Below are 21759 nucleotides of genomic sequence, written 5' to 3' on the forward strand. Positions count from 1 at the left end.
CCATCGACCGTCTTTTTGGCAAGCGGCAGACTATTGAAGAATAGAACCACTAACTCCCCGACCTGCACAAGTTTAGAAAGAATCACCCAAAAGCCAAAAAGTATTAAAAATTTTAGGAAGGGGATCTGGGGGAGAACCCTTTTTTAAAAGGGTTTCCCCCAGCAAGATCCGCACTCACCAAAGAAGCAAAGGCACTCACGTCGGAGGGACTAGAGTGCCTTTAGGGTCAGTATGCTTTTTGTTTGCCGCAGTTTTTGCAGACTTTTTTTATCACGCCCGAGAAGTCGCCGCCGCAGTAGGTGCATTTTTTGTGTGCCTGCCATTCTATCTGGCGGTCGCGGAGTTTTTTGAGGTATGCGGGGAACACGCGGATAACGTCGTCCTCGTTGAGGTGGGAGTAGCGGATGTCGAGCAGTTTGGGGCAGTTGACGAACACGCCGCAGTCGGGGTCGAAATATGTATCATCGCCGATGGTTATCATCTCAAGATTCTCGCACCCCTCGAACGCGCCCTGCGAGTCGTAGCCCATGAAGCCGAGGGAGTGCGGGAGCTGAATCACCGTCAAAGACACGCAGTCCTTGAACGCTTCCTTGCCGATCTTCTCCAGCTTGATGGAGAGTGCGACCTTACTGAGGGCGGTGCATCCTCTGAACGCGCCTTCGCCGATCAGCTTGATGCGGTCGGGCACCTCGATCTCTTCAAGGCAGGTACACATCTCGAACGTAAGCGATTTAAGTTCCTTTATATTGACGGGCAGTTCAACGCGGAGCAGACGCGTGCAGTATGCGAACACGCCCTCTCCGAAGTCGCTGACGCTCATCGGAAGTTCTATGCTGATAAGGCTCTGACAGCGCATGAACGCTCTGTCGCCTATCTTATCGACGGTGTTCGGCAGGTGTATCTCGTTGAGGGCTCTGCACTCCGCGAACGCCTCGTTCTCGATAACGACCACGCTCGGCGGAACGGTGATTGACGCCAGCTTCATGTTGTCCGCAAAAGCCCGTTCACCAATGACCCGCACACCGTCGGGAATTACAAATTCTCTGTCACTGCCTTCGTAATGCACGAGGGTATCCCCTTCTATAATAACGGCAGTGTTGTTCTCCGCAGGCATATCGCCGCCTCCTTTGATTCCTATCTCCATTCTATATTAGCATTACTCCCTTTTACAAAAGCGCTCCCGCGATAAATCATTATTTGCAGGGGTGAGTGCGGGTTTCTTTGGGGAGACCCTTTTGAAAAAGGGTCTTCCCCCAAACCCCCTCACTAAAACTTTTAATACTTTTTGGCTTGTGGTGCTTCTTCCTTAGTTTGTACAGGTCGGGAAAATTGTGATTCTACTCTTAGGTAGCTTGCCCCTTGCCAAAAAGACGTTCGATAGAGCGTAACGCGCCATTTGAGCGTATTCATCAGATGTCATCTCTTGAAATGTCAAGGGACTATCTTCCCGACCACAACAAACTGCAAACATATTAAAAGTCTTTGGAATGGGGGCCGCCTTAGCTACGCACGGCAAGGTGAGAACCTTTCTTCAAGCCGTGCGAAGCTAAGGCGGGTTTCCCCCGGTAAAACCCGCAGTCAGCACCACAAAAGTAAAAGGGTTCAATATTATTCGATACTCATCACGAAGATCACAAGTGCCATGCTGATCGTCGTCAGCCACAGACCCAGCAGGATTATTATAATGCTGTGACCGTCTATTGCGAACTCTCTGCTGCCGAGTTTCAGCCTGCGCATTTTGTGTTCGCCGTCCTGATATATTTTGCTGCGAAGCACGTTTTCGGCAGGGAAAATGTTCGGAAGGCGTTCGCCGCCGATGCTGTACCATGCAGTCTCGAAGCTCCGTCCTTCTTTTTTCTCGAAACCGTCGAACCTGCCCTTAGCCTTTTTCGACAAGAGGAGCAGCACGGTCATCACAGAGAAGAACACGAACATCAGACCCAGCACGACAGCCGAGCCGATGAGCATAGCCTTCGCAACATATAATAAACTCACGCCGAGCAGCACTATCAGCACTGCAATTATCGCGATAACGACTACCGCTTCCACGCATCCACCTCCGAAAACTCCCGTAAATACAAAAAGACCGCTGTGCCGTCGTAAGGGAAAATAAAACCCGCTAAAGCAGGACGGGTAAGACGACCCATGAGAATCACGCTCCCTTCGTCCGTATCTCGGTTAACACGGCCGTTTGCACGGGGTGCCGAACGGGAGGTCTGCATTATCTCACGGAGTGCGAATCCCTGATTACATAAGTGTTGGATTAAATTGAACCCTTACTAACGTACACCGCAGTCTGTATTTGCATATTTAGTTCAGCGGACGACCTGAGGGATCAAACCTCTCCGTCATCCTCAAAGTCATACATTTCTCTGAGCCTTTCGATGAACACAGCTCCCACGCGCTCATACTCGGCATCGTCCTCGATGGTGACCATCATTTCGTCGTCGCCCTCATACTCACTCTTGAGTATCACGACCTCGCCGTCGTACTCCAGCAGTTTTTCGGGATCATCGAAATAAGGTGTCAGAGCGAAATATTTTTCGCCCTCGTACTCCATCACGTCGAGCAGCTCAAACGCCTGTTCATTGCCGTCCTCGTCTTCAAGGGTATATATATCGGGGGTGTAATCATTCATCCCGTCTTTGATCTCTTCTGACATGGGCATTATCTCCTTTCCCGCGGTACTCCATACCGCTCAAAGATATTATATCACACTTATAAAAAGTTGTCAAGCAAAAAAATAACCAAAAAACCGTCCCAAAATTTGCACAAAATAATTCTAATTTTTTTGAGAATTTCTATTGACAAGCTACAAGATTTGTGATATACTAAGAACATAGAAAAGCAGAACACCTAAAGCAAACGAAAAGAAAGCTCAGGAGGCGGGAGCCGATCGGGGCGCTTAACGGAAGCGAAAAGGTTTCGGAGCTTTTCATAACATATCCGCAGCAGGCGGAGGCTACGGTCCGGACAAATCCCTGCCAGACGTACCAATGTTCGGGGTGTACCGCAGGTGCTGCAAATTTTAGCGAAAGGAGCGAGTCCAATGGATGTATCAGAAATTAAGCAGAGTTCTCCGAGGCTCGCCGAAGTCTGATCATAAGTGAGGGCGAAGATGTGAGGACAGTGACCCGAATTCCGGGAAGCGAACAGTCCACTCCCCTTTTAAGTAAGTTGTACGATGACTCGGTAAGGCTCGGTTACGATGTAACTACCACAACGTTTATGCAGCTTGTACTCTGCTATAAAACATCACCTTAAAACTGAATCCACGGCACAGACCGCGGGACTTTATAAAACAGAAAATCTGTACGGTCGATCAGTACCGTAAATCCGATATAAAAGGACGTGGTTGTCATGATCGAAAGGCTCTACAGACTTGATATATCATGACAAAGGAGTGTTTCCGATGCACAGGTAGAAACTTTTTCAGACGAATCTATTCGTAAGGGAGTTGAGGTCTTATGAAAGTCCTCTTTAAACTAACGGATATTAAATAAGTCAGGAGTGTTTCCCATGTACTAAGCAGAATTTCCCCCGACAACAAGATCGTCAAAGGAGTTGTTGCTCTATGAAAACTTCAAGAAAGTTTACGATCCCTTAGAAAGTCAGGAGTGATTCCCATGTACCTATCGGTAAGGCAATCAGATCGCCGATAGCCTTTAACCAAGGCACCTTAACTTAGAATCCAATTGCTTCGAGCAGCAGATCGGGCTCGGAAACGGATGCCGCTAATGTCACGGCGACCGGAGTACGGGGGATCGGGCAGCGAGAGGCTTGCTAAAATATTACGACTGGAGTGGTGCTTGATGATCAAAATGAGTACCTGTACGAGACGGAATATTTAGATGTAAGGAGTGAGTCCAAAGGTTACTTTAGTTTGGCATTAGGATCTTAGATTGAGCCGAACGTCGGCTCTCACCAAGCGCACGGTGCGCAGAACGCAGATCAGGGTTCAGACCGCTAATGTCACGGTCGTCGCCACCCGAAGTCCGCGGGGCACACGGAGTGTATGCGATATTTTATCGACAAGGAGTGATGCATAATGAAAGTGCTCACGGTAATGAGGATGAATATTTAGCAGGAAAGGGTGAGTCCAAAGACTAATTCAGCTTGACATTAGGATTTATTACACAGCGAAAGGAACGAGTCCAATGAGATAGGGTACCTTTTAAAATCTGTGAAAGGTGTTTATTCCAATGGCTTAATTCGATAATTCAGCTCTGCGATCGGCGTTCGGTCGCAGAGCTTTTCATTTCTTTCTTTTTTAGGCGGTGAAATTCAAACGTCCCCCCACCCATCCAACAGACGACATATTAAAAGTCTTTGGAAGGAGGTTCTCCCCCAGTTAAACCCGCAGTCAACAGCAAATATTCCGTTATATTTTGTCACAGCTTCTCAAACTGCGGCTTGCGTCCGCGGTAGACGGCGATGTATTTAAAGCCTGCCTCCTGCGCCAGCTGTTCGCCGTCGTCTATCCCTGCGCCCAGGTCTGCCGCCTTGTGAGCGTCCGAACCGACCGTGATTATCTCGCCGCCGCACTCGCGGTAGAGCCGAACGTATTCGAGGTCGGGGAGCGTCCTGCCAAAGCGCTGACGCAGTCCCGAAGTGTTGATCTCGATGCCGCGTCCGTTTTCCGCGAGGGTTCGGAAAATCGCTCGGATGACCTCGTCATAGCGCTTCATGTCGAGCACGATGCCGCACTCGCCCGTGATGTACCGCAGCGGATAGGTCAGGTGTCCAAGCACGTCGAAACTCACCTGTCGGCACATTTCGAGCGTCTCGGCGAAGCAGTCGTCCATCAGGGAGTATATCTCGGCCAGCTCCATTTTGCGGTAGTCGAGCCAGTAGAAATCATCGCGGTCGGCGTTCATATGGTGCGACCCGATCACGAAATCAAGCTCGGGTCGGGAAAGTATCGTCTCGGCGGCGGTGCGGTTTTGCAGCGGCTGCCCCAGCTCGGTCCCGCAGAGCAGGAACGGATAACGCTCTTTCAGCTCGGCGATGCGCGTGATGCTCGCCTGCGCATAGTCGCGGGAGCCGTACATCTCCTTATCGACGGTCACTTCCCTGCCGAGTTCGTCGAGCGGCAGCCACAAATTGCAGTCGCAGTGGTCGGTCACGGCGAGCGCTTTCAGCCCGAGCTCGGCGGCTCGGCGGCACATCTCCTCGGGCGAGGATGAAGCGTCGGGCGAATAGGAAGTGTGAGTGTGCATATCTGCGGTCATTTTGCAGTCCCTCCGATGAAATGAAATGTTTACGAGTCTATTATACCACACCGCAGGCGTTCTGCGAAACGGGCAAATGTTACAAATTTTCGCCCTCACGATTAACATTTCGGTCATAGCAGAATAATTCACATATATTTTTCGGAAACTTCGTCAACCTGTCAGCTGTCAGAGGTTGATATAATCCCGCAAGCGTGATATAATAACATCAACAAAATCAATCGGAGATGATCGTAATGGAAGAAACATCAGCAAAAAGCTTCATGTCCGTCAAGGATATGACCTTCACAGCAATAATGACAGTGCTCATCGCGGTATGTTCGTGGATCTCGCTGCCGATCGGAAGCGTGCCGTTCACCCTGCAAACCTTCGGTATTTTCTGCGCCGCGATGCTGCTGGGCGGCAAGCGCGGAACACTCGCGGTGCTGGTCTACCTGCTGCTCGGAGCGCTGGGCGTGCCCGTTTTCGCGCAGTTTACAAGCGGGATCGGCATACTGGCGGGCACTACGGGCGGCTACCTGATCGGGTTCCTGATAATCCCTGCGCTGGTCCTTCTGACCGAAAAACTGCTCGGCGAGAAGCTGAACCTGCCGATACAGATCGGCGTGCTGATCCTCGGGCTGGTGCTGTGCTACACCTTCGGCACGGCGTGGTTCATCAAGGTCTACTCCGAGAAAGCGGCCGTGACCGTCGGGACTGCGCTGAAATGGTGCGTTCTGCCGTTCATCCTGCCCGATCTCGGCAAGCTCGCGCTGGCGACGGTGATCTCGGGACGTCTGAAAAAGTATGTCCGTTTATAAGCTGCGGCCGCATCACCTGCTCTGCATCGGATTCTTCGAGGGGAAGGGCTACGATGACGGTTTTACGGCGAACATGGCGAGGGTCGTCGGGCTGCTTGCCGAGGACGGTTCGGAAGTCGAGCTGACCCGTTCAGCCGACCTCATCTGTGCCGCCTGTCCCAACGACCTGAACGGCTGCTGCACCTCGACCGACAAAGTCCGCAGGTACGACAGCGCGGTGATGGACCTCTGCGGCCTGCGCGAGGGCGAGGTCTATACGGCTCGCGAGCTGTTCGACAAAACGAGGGAGCGCACCATACTGAGCGGCAGGCTCGGCGAAGTCTGCGGCGACTGCTGCTGGGCGGACATCTGCCGCGGCAAGACCTATAACGCATAAAAAACCGACCGGGCTGTAAACAGCTCGGTCGGTATAATTTTCATTTTACGCGGTCAGAGGAGATCACTTTCTCTTCTTAACTACGATAGCTGCACCTGCAAGAAGTGCTGCGATGCCTGCGATAGCCTGGAGCGGAGTGCTGGAAGCACCGGTCTTAGCAACAGCGTCGCCGCTGATGGTAGAAGACGAGCTCTGGGGCAGTTCGAGGTTGTAGTAGATGGTCTTCTTCTGGGTCTCAACGCCGTCAGCAGTTCTCAGGTAGAAGCTGAACGGAACGTTGTGGCCGGGAGTGCTGATGTTGATGGTCTTGGACCAGTTAACGCCGTCAGTAGAGATCTCAACATAGTCGCCGAGCGGATAGATGTCGAACGGAGCCTTGTTGATATCGCTGTCGGGAACTACATCGGGGTACGGAAGCTCGGAAATGATACCGTTGGTGCCGTAAGAACCGTTGATAGCCTCAGGGATGAATGCGATGGACTGACCCTGGATAGCAACGAGAGTATCAAGAGCGTGGTCAGAAGTATCTGCAACAGCGATCTTGATGGTCACCTCTTCGCCCTTAGTGACCTTGGTGGAGCACTTGAGGGTCTTGGAAACGCCCTTAAAGTTACCGATCTGGTCATTCTGAGACTTGGAGATGTAGAGGCTGGGCTGGCCGTTCTCGTCCTTGTAGTTTCTGATGGAGTCGATGTTTACGGTCTCGCCGTTAGGCAGGTAAGCGATGTTCTCGCCGTTTACGAACAGACCGAAAGCATCCTGATACTGTGCGGACTGATCCCACTCGTTCGAGAATACGTTATAGTTGAAGTTCAGGTCCTCGCCGTTAGCGATGATCTTGAACTCAAGAGTAGCGCAGTCGTGGAGCGGATAGTTCGGGAACAGAGCAGCGAGGTCGGGATCGATCTCAACGTCTGTGTGGTTTGTGCCCTTGTAGTTGGAAACAGTAGAGTCGAAGCTCTTCTGAACGCTGCCGTTGCAGATAGCAAGACCTGCGTCATAGCCTGTTACGGAAGCAGCACCCTGGAAAGCAGTCAGCTGCTGAGACGGGTCGCTTGCGGTGAACTTTACAGAACCGGGAACGATCTCAACGCCATCATAAAGAAGGGTCTTTACATAGCTCTCAAGATCTGCGTAGGTAACTATCTTGATAGGATAGGTACTGTCGGGGTTCTGAACTGTGCCGGTATCCTGCGAGCTGGTATCCTCAGAAGAAGTATCCTCAGAAGAAGTATCCTCGGAAGAGGTAGCTTCAGAAGAAGCCTCATCGTCGGAAGCATCATCAGAAGATGTATCGTCAGAAGAGGTGCTCTCTGTGGAATCAACAGACTCTACAGACTCAGTGGATGCGCCCGAAGTCTCGTCGATAAAGCTGTCAGCAGCATCAGCGGTCGCGGTCATGGCAGCCATAGAAAGAGCGAGTGTGAGCGCGGTAGCGGATGCAATAATTCTCTTGGTATTCACTTTCATATCCTCCCAAATATACAATTTTGGATATTAATATCCATCATTTATTTTACACTATTTTAACACATATGTCAATGCACATATCTTACAAATTAAGCAGCAATTAAATGTCATTTTGTGCAGAATTGTTCAAATTGTATCATTTTCAGGGCCATACAACTTCTAATTATTGACAAAACAGCAAAAATCGGATATAATTAAGGCATCACCGCGGAGAAAGCGGTACGATATTTGTCAAAGATCATTTACAAGGGGGATCATATCATGACATTTGACGAACTCATGACGAAAGTCAAGGGTATGAGCAGCAGAGTCAACGCCGAAGGTGTCGGTTTTCTGGCTGTTCAGGTGAACATCAAGGGTGAGAACGGAGGCGTTTTCTACGTAGAGGTCAAGGACGGAAAGGTCTCGGCAGAGCCTTACGAGTACAACGACCGCAGCTGTGCCATCACCATGACCAACGAGGATTTCAACAAGCTGATCGACGGCGAGCTCGATCCCGTGAAGGCTTTCTTCGGCGGCAAACTCAAAGTTGACGGCGACGTCGGAAAGGCTCTCGAATTCTCGAAGCTGATAAAATAACATCCATAAAACAGCGCAGGGACGTGTCCTCATCGGGCACGTCCCTGTTTTTTATTCTTCGGTGTCCTCGGATCTTTCGAGGAGCTCTTTTTCCTTGGTCAGCAGGAAGTACAGATCGTCGGGGTCGAAGCGGGAATCTTCATCCACCTGGAGCTGCCATGTGAAAATGCGTGACGGGTCGAGGTCGTATACGTCGCCCTTGCGCTTGCCCTCTTCCTCGAAGTCGTCGCTCAGCACGGTCGCCGTTCCGTCCTCGTGGATCTGGAGATAGATTATCTCGTCGTACTCCTCGTCCTCATCCTCATCGTAAACGGTGAACTCGGCGCCTGCGAGCATCCCGAAGACCTCGGCGTTGCGGGAAAGGAAGCTCTTCGCCGCCTCGAAGCTGCATCTCGCCTTCGCCTCACGGATAAAACTCATACGGTTGGAAGCGCGCATCTGGAGATTGTCGCGGTCCTCCTCGGGTATCTCGGAGACTTTGAGCTCTCTGCCGTCGGGAAGGCGGATGATCGGCTCAGCGTAGATCTCGGGCTCCTCATCATCGTCGTCAAGCCCGGGGATGGTCACGGGCTCCCACTTGATGCGGGTGAACTCCTTGTCGTCGTAGAAGATGCCCGCGTTGAACCAGATACCCTCGTCGGGCAGCGGATCTACCGAGATGCAGCTGACCGCGATCTGGCGAACGACTTCCGACACGAACTCTACATCTTCCTCGTCAACGGCGGGAACGATGAGGTTTATCGAACCGCTCTGACGCAGACCGACAGTCGCAACGTCGAACTTGCCCTCCTCGAATGCCGAGGCAAAGAGCTGTATCCTGAAAAGGTACTTCTCGAAAGGCGCAGCGGTCCCCGATGCCTCTATCTCAGCCCACTTTGCGGAGAGCAGGCGGTTGTTCACCGCGTCGATGATGATCGGAGAACCATCGGTATTGAGCGCGTTTGCGAACTTCACCAGTCGGCGCATATCCACAAAATTGTTGCTGCCGAACTGGGTGAGGATGACCATCGCCACGCTGAATTCGCTCATCAGTTCCTGAGCGTTCTCGCCGAGGTAGTGTACCTGCTCCATGTGCCCGATGTCGGGGAGCTCGTCGAAGAGGAGGGTGTAGTTTGTGGCTTTGCCGTCGTTATCTCTGCCGCCTGCAAAGATCACGCCTCTTTCAGCGTCCACCGAAGCCGACGAAGTCTCGAACTCGTCCATGTCCTTCAGTATCTGCTCTATCTGCTCAAACTTCGGGAAGTTGTCCGCGGACTTGAAGGGCACCACCAGCGCGTATGCCTCATTGGGGATGCGGCCGTGGGCAGGCAGTTCAAGCTCGATGGTCGGGTTGTCGGGGTACTCGAACGCCATAGTCTCCTTGTACAGGTCGGTATGGTTGCGCTCGTCGAACTTCTCGGCAAGGTCTTCTGCTACCTCCTTGAAATTCTCATACATCTCATCGACATTGTACACGCCCTCGTCATTGTACCACTCGAAGGAAGAATTGAGGTTGGTGTGGAGCTCCTCCTGACCCTCCTCTTTGAGCTTTCCGAAGAAGCGGCGGCAGGCGTCCGCATAGCAGAAGCGGTCGTAAGGTTCCTTTGAACCCGTAAAGTGGTGTACGGTGCGTCTGAACAGCTCGTATGCCTTGTTGAGGTCTACCATCGTGTAGATCTCGATAACATCGGCGACCTTGTTGATGAAGTTGAGCTCGTCGCCTGCCGCACCCTTCAGGAACAGCTCGGCGTAGTGAACAGCTTCCTTGTACATACCTTTTTTCGCAAGCTCGCGGGCAACAGTGCCGTAGGTCGCGAAGGGCTGCTCGGCACAGCGCATACCGCGCTCTATCATCTCGCGGAGAAGTGACATACCCTTTTCAAACGAACCGAACTGGAGCTCGCACCTGATGCGCTCGGAAAGCTCGCAGGTCTCACAGTCGCTCATCTCGGTGCGCTCGAAGGTCTCGGAAAGCTCCATGAGGTCGAGCATCGACTGCGGGTCGGGATCGATTCTGCTGTAAACGTCGTACTGCTCCTTGTAGTAGGTTCGCAGTGTATAGCCGAACTGATCGATATATTCGCGGAAACGCTTGAAGTACTCGTCGATCTGCTCAAGGCTTATCTGGTAGTATCTGTCCGTTCTTGCGATTATCCACTTGAACGCGAACATGAAATTCCTCGGCGAAAGTATGCCGGGGTTCTCATCGAACAGCTTCATCAGCTCGGGAAACATCAGCAGTGCCTTGAAACCGTCATCGTGGAAAACGCTCTGCTTTATGTAGTCGTAGCGCAGGTGCAGCGCGTGCTCCATATCCTGCTCGGCGTCGGCTTCGGCGATGCACTTTTTGAGATATTCCATCTTCTCTGCGCCGTCTGCAAGGCTGTCGTAGTAATTAAAATCGTACATGGTTCATATCCCCCATTCTATGAGTTTTATAAGGTTTTCGTTCATTATGTTCATTTCCTTTGCATGGACGGGGTATCCGCCCGAGATAAGTGCCTGAACATAGAGTATCTTTGCAAATGTCGTGAGCTTCACACGGTCGCTGACCGATGAAAGCCGCTGTATCAGCTCACTGCGGCAGTTGAGGTAAAGGCTCGCGGTGACGTCCTTGTACTCCTCTTCAAACACGCCCAGCATACTGCCGAACACCGCGTCGCCGTTCTCTTTCGAGTGCTGTATGTCGCGCTTGATGTCGGCGTCCGCGCTTCGGCTGTAGATAGCGCTGAGCTGTTCGGGCTTGAAGGAGCGCATGACCGCCCGACAGTCGAATTTTTTCAGTGCGCTGTCGAATATCTTCACGAGCCCGTCGAAGTCCTCTTCGTTCGGGCACTCGCCAAGGGTATCCGAGAGCACGTTGTCGGAAAGCTGCTGCACCTTCATGATGCCGAGTCTTTCCGCGAACAGGAGCAGATCCTTCTCGTGTACGTAGGCGGTGTTGACCAGCAGTCTGTCCGCCTCGGCGAATATCGGTTTCAGCTGTCTGAACACCTCGATGTCCGAGATGTAGAAGATGTCCTTTCGGCTGTCGGTCAGCGTTTCGCCGCTGACGCTCCCGAAGCTCGTCTCAAACATGAAGTACGGAAGGAACGTCCGAAGCAGCTGTTCGTTCTCGCAGGCGATAGACCTGAGCGCCGTTCCGTGGAGCCTGCCTATCCGCTGCAGGAGCGTAGGGTCCTTCACGGACAGAAGTTCCAGATAGCCCGAGATGCATTCGGCTATCTCCTGCCGCGCCTTATCGAGCAGTTCGTCCTGATAGAACCCCTCACGGGAGGCGGTGGGTCTGAGCTTATCGGTGTTGATGAAGCACCTGACGAAGAACGCCCACTCGGGCAGCAGACCCGTTCCGTCCTCGGTCAGCAGCATACTTTTCAGGTAGATGCGGTGGCGTTTTGGGCTGCCTGCCGCCGAAACGGTGAAAGGCAGTATGTAAGCCGCGCCACTGAACAGTCCGCTGGGCGAGTCGAGGGGGATGTAGTCGAGAAACTCGGTGTCGGCGCCGAAGATGCGCTTTCCCGTGTCCAGCACGAACCTGCGTTCGTTCCTGCCGCCCTCTTCGCCGATGTACAGCACGTTCGCACGGGTCTTGGTGATGCCGTCGGCCGACACGTATATCGGGTACGGCAGCGGCAGTCCGAAATAGCGCAGCCTTTCCTCACAGAGTTCCGCCTCAAAGAAGCTCTCCTTGCCTTCCGACGGGGAGAAGCTGATGGAGCTGCCAATGGGCATATCGGGCGGTATCTGCCGTATGGAGTACCTGCCGTCGGCAAAGCCGTGCCATTCCACCGCGCAGTCGGGGGCTTTCACCGAGCGCGAGCGAAGCACTATCTCGTCGGTGACGATGAAGCAGCTGAGCAGTCCGATGCCGAACCGCCCGATGAAGCTGCCCGAGCCGCGCTTCGAGGACTTGCCGATGACCGACACGAACTTGTGTACCTCTTCCTCGGTAAGACCCGTGCCGTTGTCGCGGAAGACTATGCTCTTTCCGTCGGCGGTGACGTTTATCTCGGGGTCTTTGAAGGTCTTGTCGGAGCGTTTCCTCATGCCGATAGCGTCGGCGGCATTTTGCAGCAGCTCACGCAGAAAAACATCGGGACTGGAGTACAGGTGGTCTGAGAGTATGCTTATCATGCCCCCCAAGTCAACGCTGAACTGATGTTCACTCACTGCTTTCACTTCCCTTCAGCTTTTCTTCAAGCTCCTTGTAGAACCGTTTCTGTTCATCGAGCTTCATGTGAGCTATCTCGTTGTAATCGAGCCCCTGTGCGGCGGCTTCCTCCTCGTTCAGTCCGAACGTGTAGTATATGTAGAACTTCACCTGCGCCACGTCGGTAACGGGTTCGCCGTCGGTGATATTATCGTAGTCCGAAAAATCAGGCAGGGTTATGGGTTCGCTCGAAAAGCTGACCGAAGTCACATCTGTCTCGGTCAGTTCACCGCCGTTGTCCTCTGTTATCTTCTCGATGCCCTCAGCGCCCTTTGCGGTATCGAACACGAAAGTGAAGGTCGAGTTCCCGCCGCTGTCGGAGGAAGTGTAGACCTCGGTAGTCCTGCCGTTTTCCTCGGACAGGTCTGTTAGCTTGTCATCCTTCTCCATCTTCACGAAAGTGCTGCCGAAGCCGCCGCTGTTGTCGGTTATCCTGTAGCAGCGCACCTCGGGGAATATCATGTAGGTCTTGTTATCGACATTCACGAATTCGGTATACACGCCCTTGTTATCCATGGACATGAAGCTGTCACTGCCGAAGCGTCTGATGCGCAGGCTCAGACCGTCCTCTGCGGCGGCACCGCTGATGTTGAACGAAATGTCGTAGTCGCCGTTGTCGAGCCTGTCGCTGAGTTCTGCCGCGAGAGTCTTTTCCGTATCCGCGGAGTTGTCCTCAACCTTTCCGCAGCCGCCGAGAAGCAGCACGGCGGACAGTGCGACAGCCGTCAATGTGTTTTTTCTCATCTGTTTTCACACTCATTTATACATTATCTTGGTTTTGATATCGTCGTTATAAAGCGCCATGCGGAAGGTGATGAACACCGTCAGCATCAGCACCGCCTGCGAGACAGGGAACGCCGCAAGGAGTCCCTGCTTTGCGTCGGCGAGTTCCAGCGTCGGGGCGAACAGGTTTATCAGCCCCCACAGACCCGCGTTGAGCGCCTTGAACCACAGCATCGAGCCTGTTTTTCCGTAGGAGAGCGCCAGAACGGCAAAGCTGACCATAGCGGGCGCGACGCTCAGCAGTCCCAGCAGAAGCCCGAACGCAGGCTTCACACTGTCGCCGCGGAGGGTGTTCTTGACCCTCGCTTTCGAGCCCTCTTTCAGTCCGAAGTCGGCAAGCACGACGGCATAGCAGACCATACCGAGCAGAGCGAACGCAATGTCTCCGGCGCCCTTCATCACGATGCGCATGGCGAACAGCGACAGGAATATGAACACCCCGAAAAACTCGCACTCAAGCCATTTCAGCACCGCGAAAATGCAGGCTCTGCGTCTGTTATAGGTCAGTTCCTGCGAGTAGTCTTTAGTCTCGGCGTCCTTAGTCTTTTCCGTCTCCAACATACCACCTCCATCATCGGCATATACAACAATATTATATCATATCTTAGGATGTAAATCAACTCCCTGCCCAAAATCTCACCTTTCTATCACAAAAAAACGCTCTCCGACATCGGAGAGCGTCTGTTGAAGTTTTTATACGGGGTGTACCTTGTTGGCAGCGTCGCCGTGAGCGCTGTCGATATTGTACTTCTTGTCGCGTCTTGCCTTGAAGAACTTAGGAGCGACCTTCGGGAACATAGCGTAGGTGAGAACGTCCTCCTCCTGCTCTGTCCACTCCTTGCACTCTTCGCGGAGCTTATCCAGCTCGGGCTCAAGCAGGTCAGCGGGACGGCAGGTAATAGGCTGCTCATCGCCGAGTATCTTCTTCGAGAATGCGGGATCGATGGGTTCGGGAGTCTTGCCGTAGCCGCCTCTTACCATCTCCTTGAATTCCTTGGTGACGGTCTTGTATCTCTCGCCTGTGATAACGTTGAACACGGCCTGTGTACCAACTATCTGCGAGGACGGAGTTACCAGCGGAGGCGAGCCTGCGTCCTTACGAACTCTCGGCACTTCCTCAAGTACCTCGTTGAACTTGTCCTCCTTGCCTGCCTGCTTGAGCTGCGAGAGCAGGTTGGAGAGCATACCGCCGGGAACCTGATAGATAAGGGTCTTTGCGTCGGTAGCGAGCATCTTGGGGTCGAGCAGACCGCTGTCTATGTACTTCTTTCTGAGACCCATGAAGTACTCTCTGATCTCGCCGAGCTTCACGAGGTCGAGACCTGTGTCGTACTCGGTGCCCTGGAAAGCTGCAACGATGGACTCGGTCGGAGCGTGGGAAGTACCCAGTGCCAGCGGAGACATAGCGGTGTCAACAACGTCAACGCCTGCCTCGGCAGCCTTGATGATGCACATGGAAGCGAGACCTGTGGTGTAGTGGGTGTGCAGCTGGATCGGGATCTTGACAGCCTTTTTCAGCTCGGCTACGAGAGCGCTTGCCTCGTAGGGAGTGAGCAGAGCAGCCATATCCTTGATGCAGATGGAATCAGCGCCCAGCGACTCGATCTGCTTAGCGTAGTTAACATAATATTCGTGAGTGAACACGTCGCCCAGTGTGTAGCTGATAGCGATCTGAGCGTGACCCTGCTCCTTCTTGGCCGCCTTTACAGCAGTCTCAAGGTTGCGGATGTCGTTGAGAGCGTCGAATATTCTGATGATGTCGATACCGTTTGCGATGGACTTCTGTACGAAGTACTCAACGCAGTCGTCAGCGTAGTGACGGTAACCGAGCATATTCTGACCTCTGAAGAGCATCTGGAGCTTGGTGTTGGGCATCTCGCGTCTGATTGTGCGAAGTCTCTCCCAGGGGTCTTCGTTCAGGAAGCGGATGCAGGAATCGAAGGTAGCGCCGCCCCAGACCTCAGCGGAGTGGAAGCCTATCTTATCCATCTCCTGCATGATGGGCTTCATCTCGTCGATCGACATTCTTGTAGCGATGAGCGACTGATGAGCGTCACGCAGGACTGTTTCGGTAATACCGAGTTTCTTAGCCATTGTTATCAGTTCCTTTCGTTATCTCAGCCGATCACGCAGACGAGCGTACCTGTCTCAACAGCAGCGCCCTTCTGTACGTTCACGCTGAGCACCTTGCCTGCGCAGGGAGCGTTGATGTCGTTCTCCATCTTCATAGCCTCGAGGATAGCGAGTGCCTGACCCTCAGCTACGGTGTCGCCTACGGATACCTTAACGTCGAGGATAGTTCCGGGCATCGGAGCGCTTACCTTGGTGCCGTCAGCAACAGGTGCAGCGGCAGGAGCAGCCGCAGCGGGTGCAGCAGCCGCAGGAGCAGCAGCTACGGGAGCAGCAGGAGCAGCGCCTGCGTCAAGCTCTTCAACAGCTACGTCGTATGCTTTTCCGTTTACTGTGATATTATATCTTTTCATAAGTATTTCCACCTTTTCGGATTTTAGTTCACGTTGGTCTGTCTGATTTACTGCGGAGTTCTGAGCCGCCTTCGTTCATCAGAGCTGGATGTTGCTGTGCTTCTTGGGAAGTCTCGAAATGCGCTTGCCTGCGAGTATCTCAACTGCTGTGATGAGCGTATCTCTGAGCTGTGCGGAAGTTGTCACGCCGTCGATGCAGCCCTTAGCGGCAGCCGCAACGGGCGAACCCTCCTCAGCGGAGTAGCGTGCAGCCAGCTGGAGTCTCTTGTCCTTTACGTTCTCAGCGCCTGCGAGCTCGTCGTGATAGAAGAACTCTGCTGCGGTGATGGGAGCGAGAGGAGTGATGACAGCGTCCTCGGTCGCGTAGGTCAGGTCGGCGTTCGCGCCCTTTCCTGCCAGTGCGATGAATGCAGCGCCGTAAGCTCTGCCTGTAACTACCGATACCTTGATGGTGGTAGCCTCGGCGTAAGCGTGTGCGAGCTTAGCCATATTCTTTACTGCGCCTGCTGCCTCAGTCTCGCTGCCGCCCTCGAAGCCCTCGGTATCGACAACTGTGATAACGGGAACTGCGAAAGCGTCGCAGGTGCGTACAAATCTTGCTATCTTGGAGCAGTCATCGGCGGTGAGAGCCGAAGCTGTCTTGTTGGTCGCAACGAAGCCTACTGCTGCGCCGCCGAGTGTTGCCAGCGCGGTGTAGGAAGCCTTGCCGAAGTCTGCGTACAGCTCGGTGATGCTGTTTGCGTCGAGGATGCCCTCAGCAAGGGACTTTGCGTCCTTGCCTGCCGCAGCAGAGGGGAGGTCGTACTCGTACATCGGCACGGGGGAGAGGTTGTTCATCGGGAGCTTTTCGATGAGAGTCTTTGCGGCTTCAACAGCTGCCTTATCATCGGAAGCCACCAGAGCGGCTGTACCGTTTGCGGCTGCGTTCTCAGCCGATGCGCCCGTGTTCGGGGTAACGTAGAGCTCTGCGCCCTCAGCGACAACGGTGAAATCTGCCGACTCAGCCAGCAGTGCCGAAGTACCCGAGCAAACGCCTGCTACTACAGCGATCTGCGGAACAACGCCCGACAGGTTCGACATAGCGAGCATGAGCTCACCGTAAGCGTTAAGAGCCTCGTGACCGTCGTTCAGGTCAGCGCCGAAGCTGTCATAGATGCCGACAACGGGAACGCCCGTCTTAGCGGCAAGATCGTAGACCTTAGCTATCTTCTCAGCCTGTGCGCGGTTGAGCGCACCGCCGTTCACGCTTACATCCTGCGAGAAAGCGTAGCACGCATTTCCGCCAACGTAGCCGAAAGCAGTTACAACTCCGCAGAGCTTTGCGCCGTTTGCGGCAAAAGCGTCGAGCTCGGTATATCTGCCCTCATCGTAGAGATATGTAAGTCTTTCTTTTGCGGTGCTCTGAGCAGCAGCTGCCATTTTCAGCTCCGCAGGGTTTGACTTTGTTTCAGCCATATCTTTTCCTCCATTCGTTTCATATCCGCACACTGCGGAAAAATAACATACAAATCTATTATAATACAACACTGTTGAAATTTCAAGCAGTTTTGCAAAAATATGAATTTCTTTTACGATAACTGTAAAAAAAATTCACAAACTACAGAACTGCCTCAGCTGTTGCCCTTTGAAGAATTTCCTTTTTCAATTGCGGTGCGGAGCGCCCTGAGTTCATCGGGTTTGAGGTCTCTCCACTCGCCGGGTTTGAGCATACCGAGCCTTACAGGTCCAACCGAGGTGCGCTTGAGTCTTGCGACCTCCAGTCCCACAGCCTCGCACATCTTGCGTATCTGTCTGTTCCTGCCCTCGCTGATGGTCATCTGAAGCACAACTCTGCCCTGCTGTTTTTCCAGCACGATCACGGTACACGGCAGCGTCTTTCTGCCGTCGATGACAACACCCTCGGCGAGTTTCACCAGCGTCTCGTCGTCGATATCGGGGCGGACGGTGACGCGGTATGTCTTGGTGATATGCTTTGAGGGGTGCATGATGTCGTTTGCGAGCTTGCCGTCGTTTGTGAACAGCAGCAGTCCCTCGGAGTTCTTGTCGAGTCTGCCGATGGGGTAGACCCTGTCGCCCACGCCCGTAAGCAGTTCGGTAACGTTCTTTCTGTCAAGCTCGTCGCTCATGGTGGTGACGTAGCCGCGGGGCTTGTTGAGCATTATGTAGCGCAGGGTACGCCTGCGCTCGATGCGTATCGGTTCGCCGTCGATGCTGATGAGATCCTTCGAGGGGTCTGCCTTGTCGCCGACCTTGACAGGTCTGCCGTTTACCTTGACGCGACCCTGTGCGATAAGCTCCTCAGCCTTCCTGCGCGAGCAGATGCCGTTGTCCGAAATGATCTTTTGCAGTCTTACTTTTTCCATAATAAACCTCCTCCGACTCCCGTCGGTAGACACTTATCCGCCATTCCTCTTCCCGAGGATGGTGTCGATGTTTTTCAGCAGTTTTTTCCATTCGCTCTTCTCGGTCTTTACGACCTGCGTGCCCTCCACCGTGCGTATCGGCAGCTCGCATATGGACCGCTCACCCACATAGTAAGTCACGCTGCCCACCTGTTCGCCGCTTTCCACGGGCGCGAAAATGAACCTCTTCATGCGTACCTTCGCCTGCACCTTGTCCGCGGCGCTTTCGGGGAGCATGAGGTCAAGAGGCGCCGCAACCGCTGTGACGGTCTTTTTCTCACCGCCTGCAACAGCCACGCTGTATTCCCGTCCCGAGCCCTCCATGTGGGTCAGCCGCATTTTCGCAAAGCATCTGTCGTACAGTGCCGAGTGATCTTTCCAGTCGTCGGGGTCCCCCAGCGTCACGCAGACGAGCCTTGCGCCGTCGCGTTCGCACGCCGAGACAAGACATCTTTTCGCCTTGTCGGTGAAGCCTGTCTTTACCCCCACCACGCCCTCGCAGCTGCCCAGCAGACGGTTCGTGTTGGTGAGCCATCTGTCGTAAGGCGGCTGACCGAACCGCACCTTTATATACTTCTGCGAGCATATGGCGGCAAAGTCAGCGTTTTCAAGAGCGTTAGCGGCAAGCACAGCCATGTCATATGCCGACGAATAGTGTTCGTCGGTGTCGTCATCGAGTCCCGACGGGGTGACGAAATGGGTATCTTTCAGCCCCATCTGCACGGCGCGTGCGTTCATCTCCCCGACGAACTTTTCCACGCTCCCCGACACTCTGACCGCGGCGGCATTTGCCGCGTCGTTGCCGCTCGGAAGCAGCATACCGCAGACCAGCGCACGCATGGTCACGGTGTCGCCCTCGCGCAGACCCATCGACGAACCCTCGACCCTGACAGCCTCACTGTCAACGGTGAATTCCTCGTCGGGACTGCCGCTCTCAAGAGCTATGAGCGCGGACATTATCTTCGTGGTGCTCGCCATCGGAAGGCGTTCATGTTCGTCGTGGGCGTAGAGTATCTCACCCGTCCGCGTGTCGATAACGACCGCCGCCCTTGCGCTGTCGAGCCCCGTGCCGTGTGCCGATATCGGCAGCGCGAGCATACATATCACCAGACTGCAAAGCAGCACGAACAGAAATATCTGCCTGTTTATCTTCATTGCGCACTCCTCCTTTTAAGTTAGAATGCGCATCAAAGTCACAAAATATTATGAGAAATTATTCCTCGCCGTCCTCGCCTTCGCCGTCGGGAGCGGTCTTCTTGTCAACAAAATCGATGATCTTGTCAACGACCTCGGGAACAACGTTAACGAGAGCGTTCTGATACGGGGTGTTGTTTGTCAGCTGGAGCAGCTTGGTCTCGCCGTTTCTCACAACGATGAACGCCAGCGGAGAGATGGTCACGCCGGCGCCCGAGCCGCCGCCGAAGCTGTCCTTAGAGCCCCAGTCGGTACCGCCCGAAGCAAGTCCGAAGGAGACCTTCGATACGGGGATGATGGTAGTGCCGTCGGGTGTGGTGACAGGCTTTCCTATCACGGTCTCCGAGTCGGATATCTCCTTTACCTTAGCCATAGCCGAGGTCACAAGAGCTTCAAGATTTGTAGCCATAGAATTTCGTTCCTTTCTGCGGCGGACCGTCATGCGGTCTTACGCCGATATGTCTGTATTTTCAGCCGTCAGCGCTTTTTTCGCACGTTTGGTCTGTATTTTTATGATAAGATATTTGACCGCCATACAGATAAGTATGCCGATGATGGTGAGCAGCCGTACCTTCACGCGCAGCTTCACCGCGCCGTCGATGGTGTTTTCCGCCCATTTCACGTTCACATCGCACCGCTTGACGTTCTTGGGTTTAAGGGTGAACATCACCGCGATGTCCTTCAGCGTCTCGGATATGACCGCCTGTATGGAGCCGTAATATATCGCCGCCTCATGCGCGTCGAACCTGCCGACCTCCACCCACGCGTCGTCGATGTAGAACCGAATGGTCTTGCAGAGCTGTCGGAAGCCCTTCCACGCCATCGGGATGTAGGGCTTGTACTTCTCGTACTTGGCTCTGAGCCCCTTCACCTTTGCCACAAGGGGATTTTCGCCCTTTTTCTTCTTGCTTTTCTTCGGGGCAGGCTCGTCGTCATCGGGCTCGCCGTCCCACTGTTCGCCGTCAGGTTCGGGCTCATCGGGCTTGTAGTCCTCTTCGGGCTCGGTCTCCTGCGCCGTCTGCTGAGGTTCGGATACCGTCTCGGGCTTCGGCTCGGGGATATGGGACGTGTCATCCAGATCGTCGAAATCGTCGTCAGGCTCCTCATCGAAGCTGTCGTTCTCGGGCTCGGGCAGCTCGTCTTCTCCGCCTTTTTTCTTTCGCGGATAGACCTTTATCCCGAAGTATTTCGCGGATATCTCAACGCCGCTGCGGGAAGCGTTGACGTACACCACCACATCCACCGCGAGTGCCGCGATGATGAGCAGCAGAAGCACGAGAAGCGCTATCCGCACGGGCTTGAACGCTATCGAGAGTATCAGGACGACAGCCGCCGCGATCGCTATCAGTATTTTTTTGTTCGGCAACAGCCATCATCTCCTGGGTTATTCTTCGCTCGGCTCCTCTGCCTGTTCTACAACGGCGTCATCGAAGCTGAGCTGTTCTCTCCTGTCGGGGAGAGGCGGCAGCTCGTCCAGCGAGGAGAGCCCGAAGGCTCTGAGAAAATTATCGGTAGTCTTGTACGCGACAGGTCTGCCCGGAAGGTTGAGCCTGCCCGTTTCGCAAAGCAGGTCTTTTTCCACGAGGGAGTTTACCACGCTCGACGAATCGACTCCGCGGACGTGCTCGACGAAGGCTTTCGTGACGGGCTGATTGTAAGCCGCTATCGTCAGCACCTCCATCGCCGCGGGCGAAAGGGTCGCGCCCTTTTTTATTTCGAGCACCGCCTTGACATCCGACGCGAACTGTTTCTTTACCGCGAGCTGGTAAGCGTCGTTCAGGCGCAGCAGCTCGATGCCGCTGTCCTCCTGCGAGTAACGCTCCGAGAGGTATTCCACAGCCTCGTTCAGCTCGCGCTTCGTCACGCCGAGTGCCGCGCATATTTTTTCGGCAGTGAGAGGGTCGCCGCTCGAAAACAATACTGCCTCAACATGAGCGGCAAGCTGTTTCAGATCGATCATAATCTCTCCCTCCGATAGCTCCAGCAGTTGCCTTCCGCAGGGTGACCCCAGCGGCAGCGTCTGCCGAAGCGGTTTTGCTTTATGTTCATGGCTTTTTCAGCGGCGGCAGGCATTTCGGGCTGCTCGTCGATGAAAAGCGAGAATGCAGGTATCGCCAGCGAATGGCGGCTGCTCACCGCTTCGAGAGCGATGTTCTTGACCGCAGGCTTTTTCTCCTCCGCCTGCTCGACTGTCACGGTCGGAGCGGTGTACTGCTCCTTCGGGGCGGTTCGCTCGATCGTCACGGTCGGGA

21 protein-coding genes are annotated in these 21759 nt (G+C 54.0%); 3 read left to right on the forward strand and 18 right to left on the reverse strand.

Annotated elements, in window-relative coordinates:
* Positions 1-226 precede the first annotated feature (226 nt).
* The 4 genes from BT142_RS04860 to BT142_RS04875 all read right to left on the reverse strand — a co-directional run bounded on the left by BT142_RS04860 (position 227) and on the right by BT142_RS04875 (position 5231).
* A complete protein-coding gene (locus tag BT142_RS04860) occupies positions 227-1144 on the reverse strand; it encodes a leucine-rich repeat domain-containing protein (protein ID WP_084659331.1) in 918 nt (305 codons plus the stop codon).
* Positions 1145-1608: 464 nt separating this feature from the next.
* The gene (locus BT142_RS04865; protein WP_072417090.1) at positions 1609-2049 is read right to left on the reverse strand and encodes a hypothetical protein; all 441 of its coding nucleotides are present in this window, start codon (positions 2047-2049) and stop codon (positions 1609-1611) included.
* 286 nt (positions 2050-2335) lie between these two features.
* Complete coding sequence (locus BT142_RS04870) at positions 2336-2662, reverse strand: DUF1292 domain-containing protein (protein ID WP_072417091.1); 327 nt, start codon at positions 2660-2662, stop codon at positions 2336-2338.
* Positions 2663-4391: 1729 nt separating this feature from the next.
* Complete coding sequence (locus BT142_RS04875) at positions 4392-5231, reverse strand: histidinol-phosphatase HisJ family protein (RefSeq protein WP_072417092.1); 840 nt, start codon at positions 5229-5231, stop codon at positions 4392-4394.
* Positions 5232-5467: 236 nt separating this feature from the next.
* Between BT142_RS04875 and BT142_RS04880 the strand changes: the two genes are divergently transcribed.
* Positions 5468-6031: a biotin transporter BioY gene (locus tag BT142_RS04880; protein WP_347497634.1), complete on the forward strand. Its 564-nt coding sequence runs from the start codon at positions 5468-5470 to the stop codon at positions 6029-6031.
* A complete protein-coding gene (locus BT142_RS04885; protein WP_072417094.1) occupies positions 6018-6407 on the forward strand; it encodes a DUF1284 domain-containing protein in 390 nt (129 codons plus the stop codon). The genes BT142_RS04880 and BT142_RS04885 overlap by 14 nt, the downstream gene beginning before the upstream one ends.
* 63 nt (positions 6408-6470) lie before the next feature.
* Here the strand turns inward: BT142_RS04885 and BT142_RS04890 are convergent, their stop codons facing one another.
* Positions 6471-7871: a choice-of-anchor L domain-containing protein gene (locus tag BT142_RS04890; protein ID WP_139182177.1), complete on the reverse strand. Its 1401-nt coding sequence runs from the start codon at positions 7869-7871 to the stop codon at positions 6471-6473.
* 267 nt (positions 7872-8138) lie between these two features.
* Between BT142_RS04890 and BT142_RS04895 the strand changes: the two genes are divergently transcribed.
* The gene (locus tag BT142_RS04895) at positions 8139-8456 is read left to right on the forward strand and encodes an SCP2 sterol-binding domain-containing protein (RefSeq protein WP_072417096.1); all 318 of its coding nucleotides are present in this window, start codon (positions 8139-8141) and stop codon (positions 8454-8456) included.
* A gap of 51 nt (positions 8457-8507) precedes the next feature.
* Here BT142_RS04895 and BT142_RS04900 read toward each other — a convergent pair whose 3' ends face one another.
* The 13 genes from BT142_RS04900 to BT142_RS04960 form a co-directional block, all read right to left on the reverse strand.
* Complete coding sequence (locus BT142_RS04900) at positions 8508-10844, reverse strand: hypothetical protein (protein WP_072417097.1); 2337 nt, start codon at positions 10842-10844, stop codon at positions 8508-8510.
* A gap of 3 nt (positions 10845-10847) precedes the next feature.
* Entirely contained in the window at positions 10848-12605 is a 1758-nt protein-coding gene (locus BT142_RS04905; protein WP_072417098.1) for an HSP90 family protein, read from the reverse strand.
* The gene (locus BT142_RS04910) at positions 12598-13389 is read right to left on the reverse strand and encodes a hypothetical protein (RefSeq protein ID WP_072417099.1); all 792 of its coding nucleotides are present in this window, start codon (positions 13387-13389) and stop codon (positions 12598-12600) included. Before BT142_RS04910 ends, BT142_RS04905 begins: the two co-directional genes overlap by 8 nt.
* Positions 13390-13401: 12 nt before the next feature.
* Positions 13402-13989: a hypothetical protein gene (locus BT142_RS04915; protein WP_139182178.1), complete on the reverse strand. Its 588-nt coding sequence runs from the start codon at positions 13987-13989 to the stop codon at positions 13402-13404.
* Between the two features lie 132 nt (positions 13990-14121).
* Positions 14122-15522: an oxaloacetate decarboxylase subunit alpha gene (locus BT142_RS04920; RefSeq protein WP_072417101.1), complete on the reverse strand. Its 1401-nt coding sequence runs from the start codon at positions 15520-15522 to the stop codon at positions 14122-14124.
* 23 nt (positions 15523-15545) lie between these two features.
* Positions 15546-15911, reverse strand: a complete 366-nt coding sequence (locus BT142_RS04925) for a biotin/lipoyl-containing protein (protein ID WP_072417102.1) — start codon at positions 15909-15911, stop codon at positions 15546-15548.
* A 78-nt stretch (positions 15912-15989) separates the two neighbouring features.
* The gene (locus tag BT142_RS04930) at positions 15990-17366 is read right to left on the reverse strand and encodes a carboxyl transferase domain-containing protein (protein ID WP_072417103.1); all 1377 of its coding nucleotides are present in this window, start codon (positions 17364-17366) and stop codon (positions 15990-15992) included.
* Positions 17367-17521: 155 nt separating this feature from the next.
* The gene (locus BT142_RS04935; RefSeq protein WP_072417104.1) at positions 17522-18274 is read right to left on the reverse strand and encodes a pseudouridine synthase; all 753 of its coding nucleotides are present in this window, start codon (positions 18272-18274) and stop codon (positions 17522-17524) included.
* A gap of 33 nt (positions 18275-18307) precedes the next feature.
* Complete coding sequence (locus tag BT142_RS04940) at positions 18308-19468, reverse strand: D-alanyl-D-alanine carboxypeptidase family protein (RefSeq protein WP_072417105.1); 1161 nt, start codon at positions 19466-19468, stop codon at positions 18308-18310.
* 58 nt (positions 19469-19526) lie between these two features.
* Entirely contained in the window at positions 19527-19916 is a 390-nt protein-coding gene (locus tag BT142_RS04945) for a GerW family sporulation protein (RefSeq protein WP_072417106.1), read from the reverse strand.
* Between the two features lie 39 nt (positions 19917-19955).
* On the reverse strand, positions 19956-20873 hold the full coding sequence (locus BT142_RS04950) for a hypothetical protein (protein WP_072417107.1): 918 nt from the start codon (positions 20871-20873) through the stop codon (positions 19956-19958).
* Positions 20874-20891: 18 nt separating this feature from the next.
* On the reverse strand, positions 20892-21467 hold the full coding sequence (gene scpB, locus BT142_RS04955) for an SMC-Scp complex subunit ScpB (RefSeq protein ID WP_072417108.1): 576 nt from the start codon (positions 21465-21467) through the stop codon (positions 20892-20894).
* Positions 21464-21759: hypothetical protein (locus tag BT142_RS04960; protein WP_175444887.1), on the reverse strand; the 296-nt coding region annotated here is incomplete at its 5' end. The genes BT142_RS04960 and scpB, both read right to left, overlap by 4 nt.

This window comes from Ruminococcus sp. YE71 (assembly GCF_900119155.1).
GTDB lineage: Bacteria > Bacillota > Clostridia > Oscillospirales > Ruminococcaceae > YE71.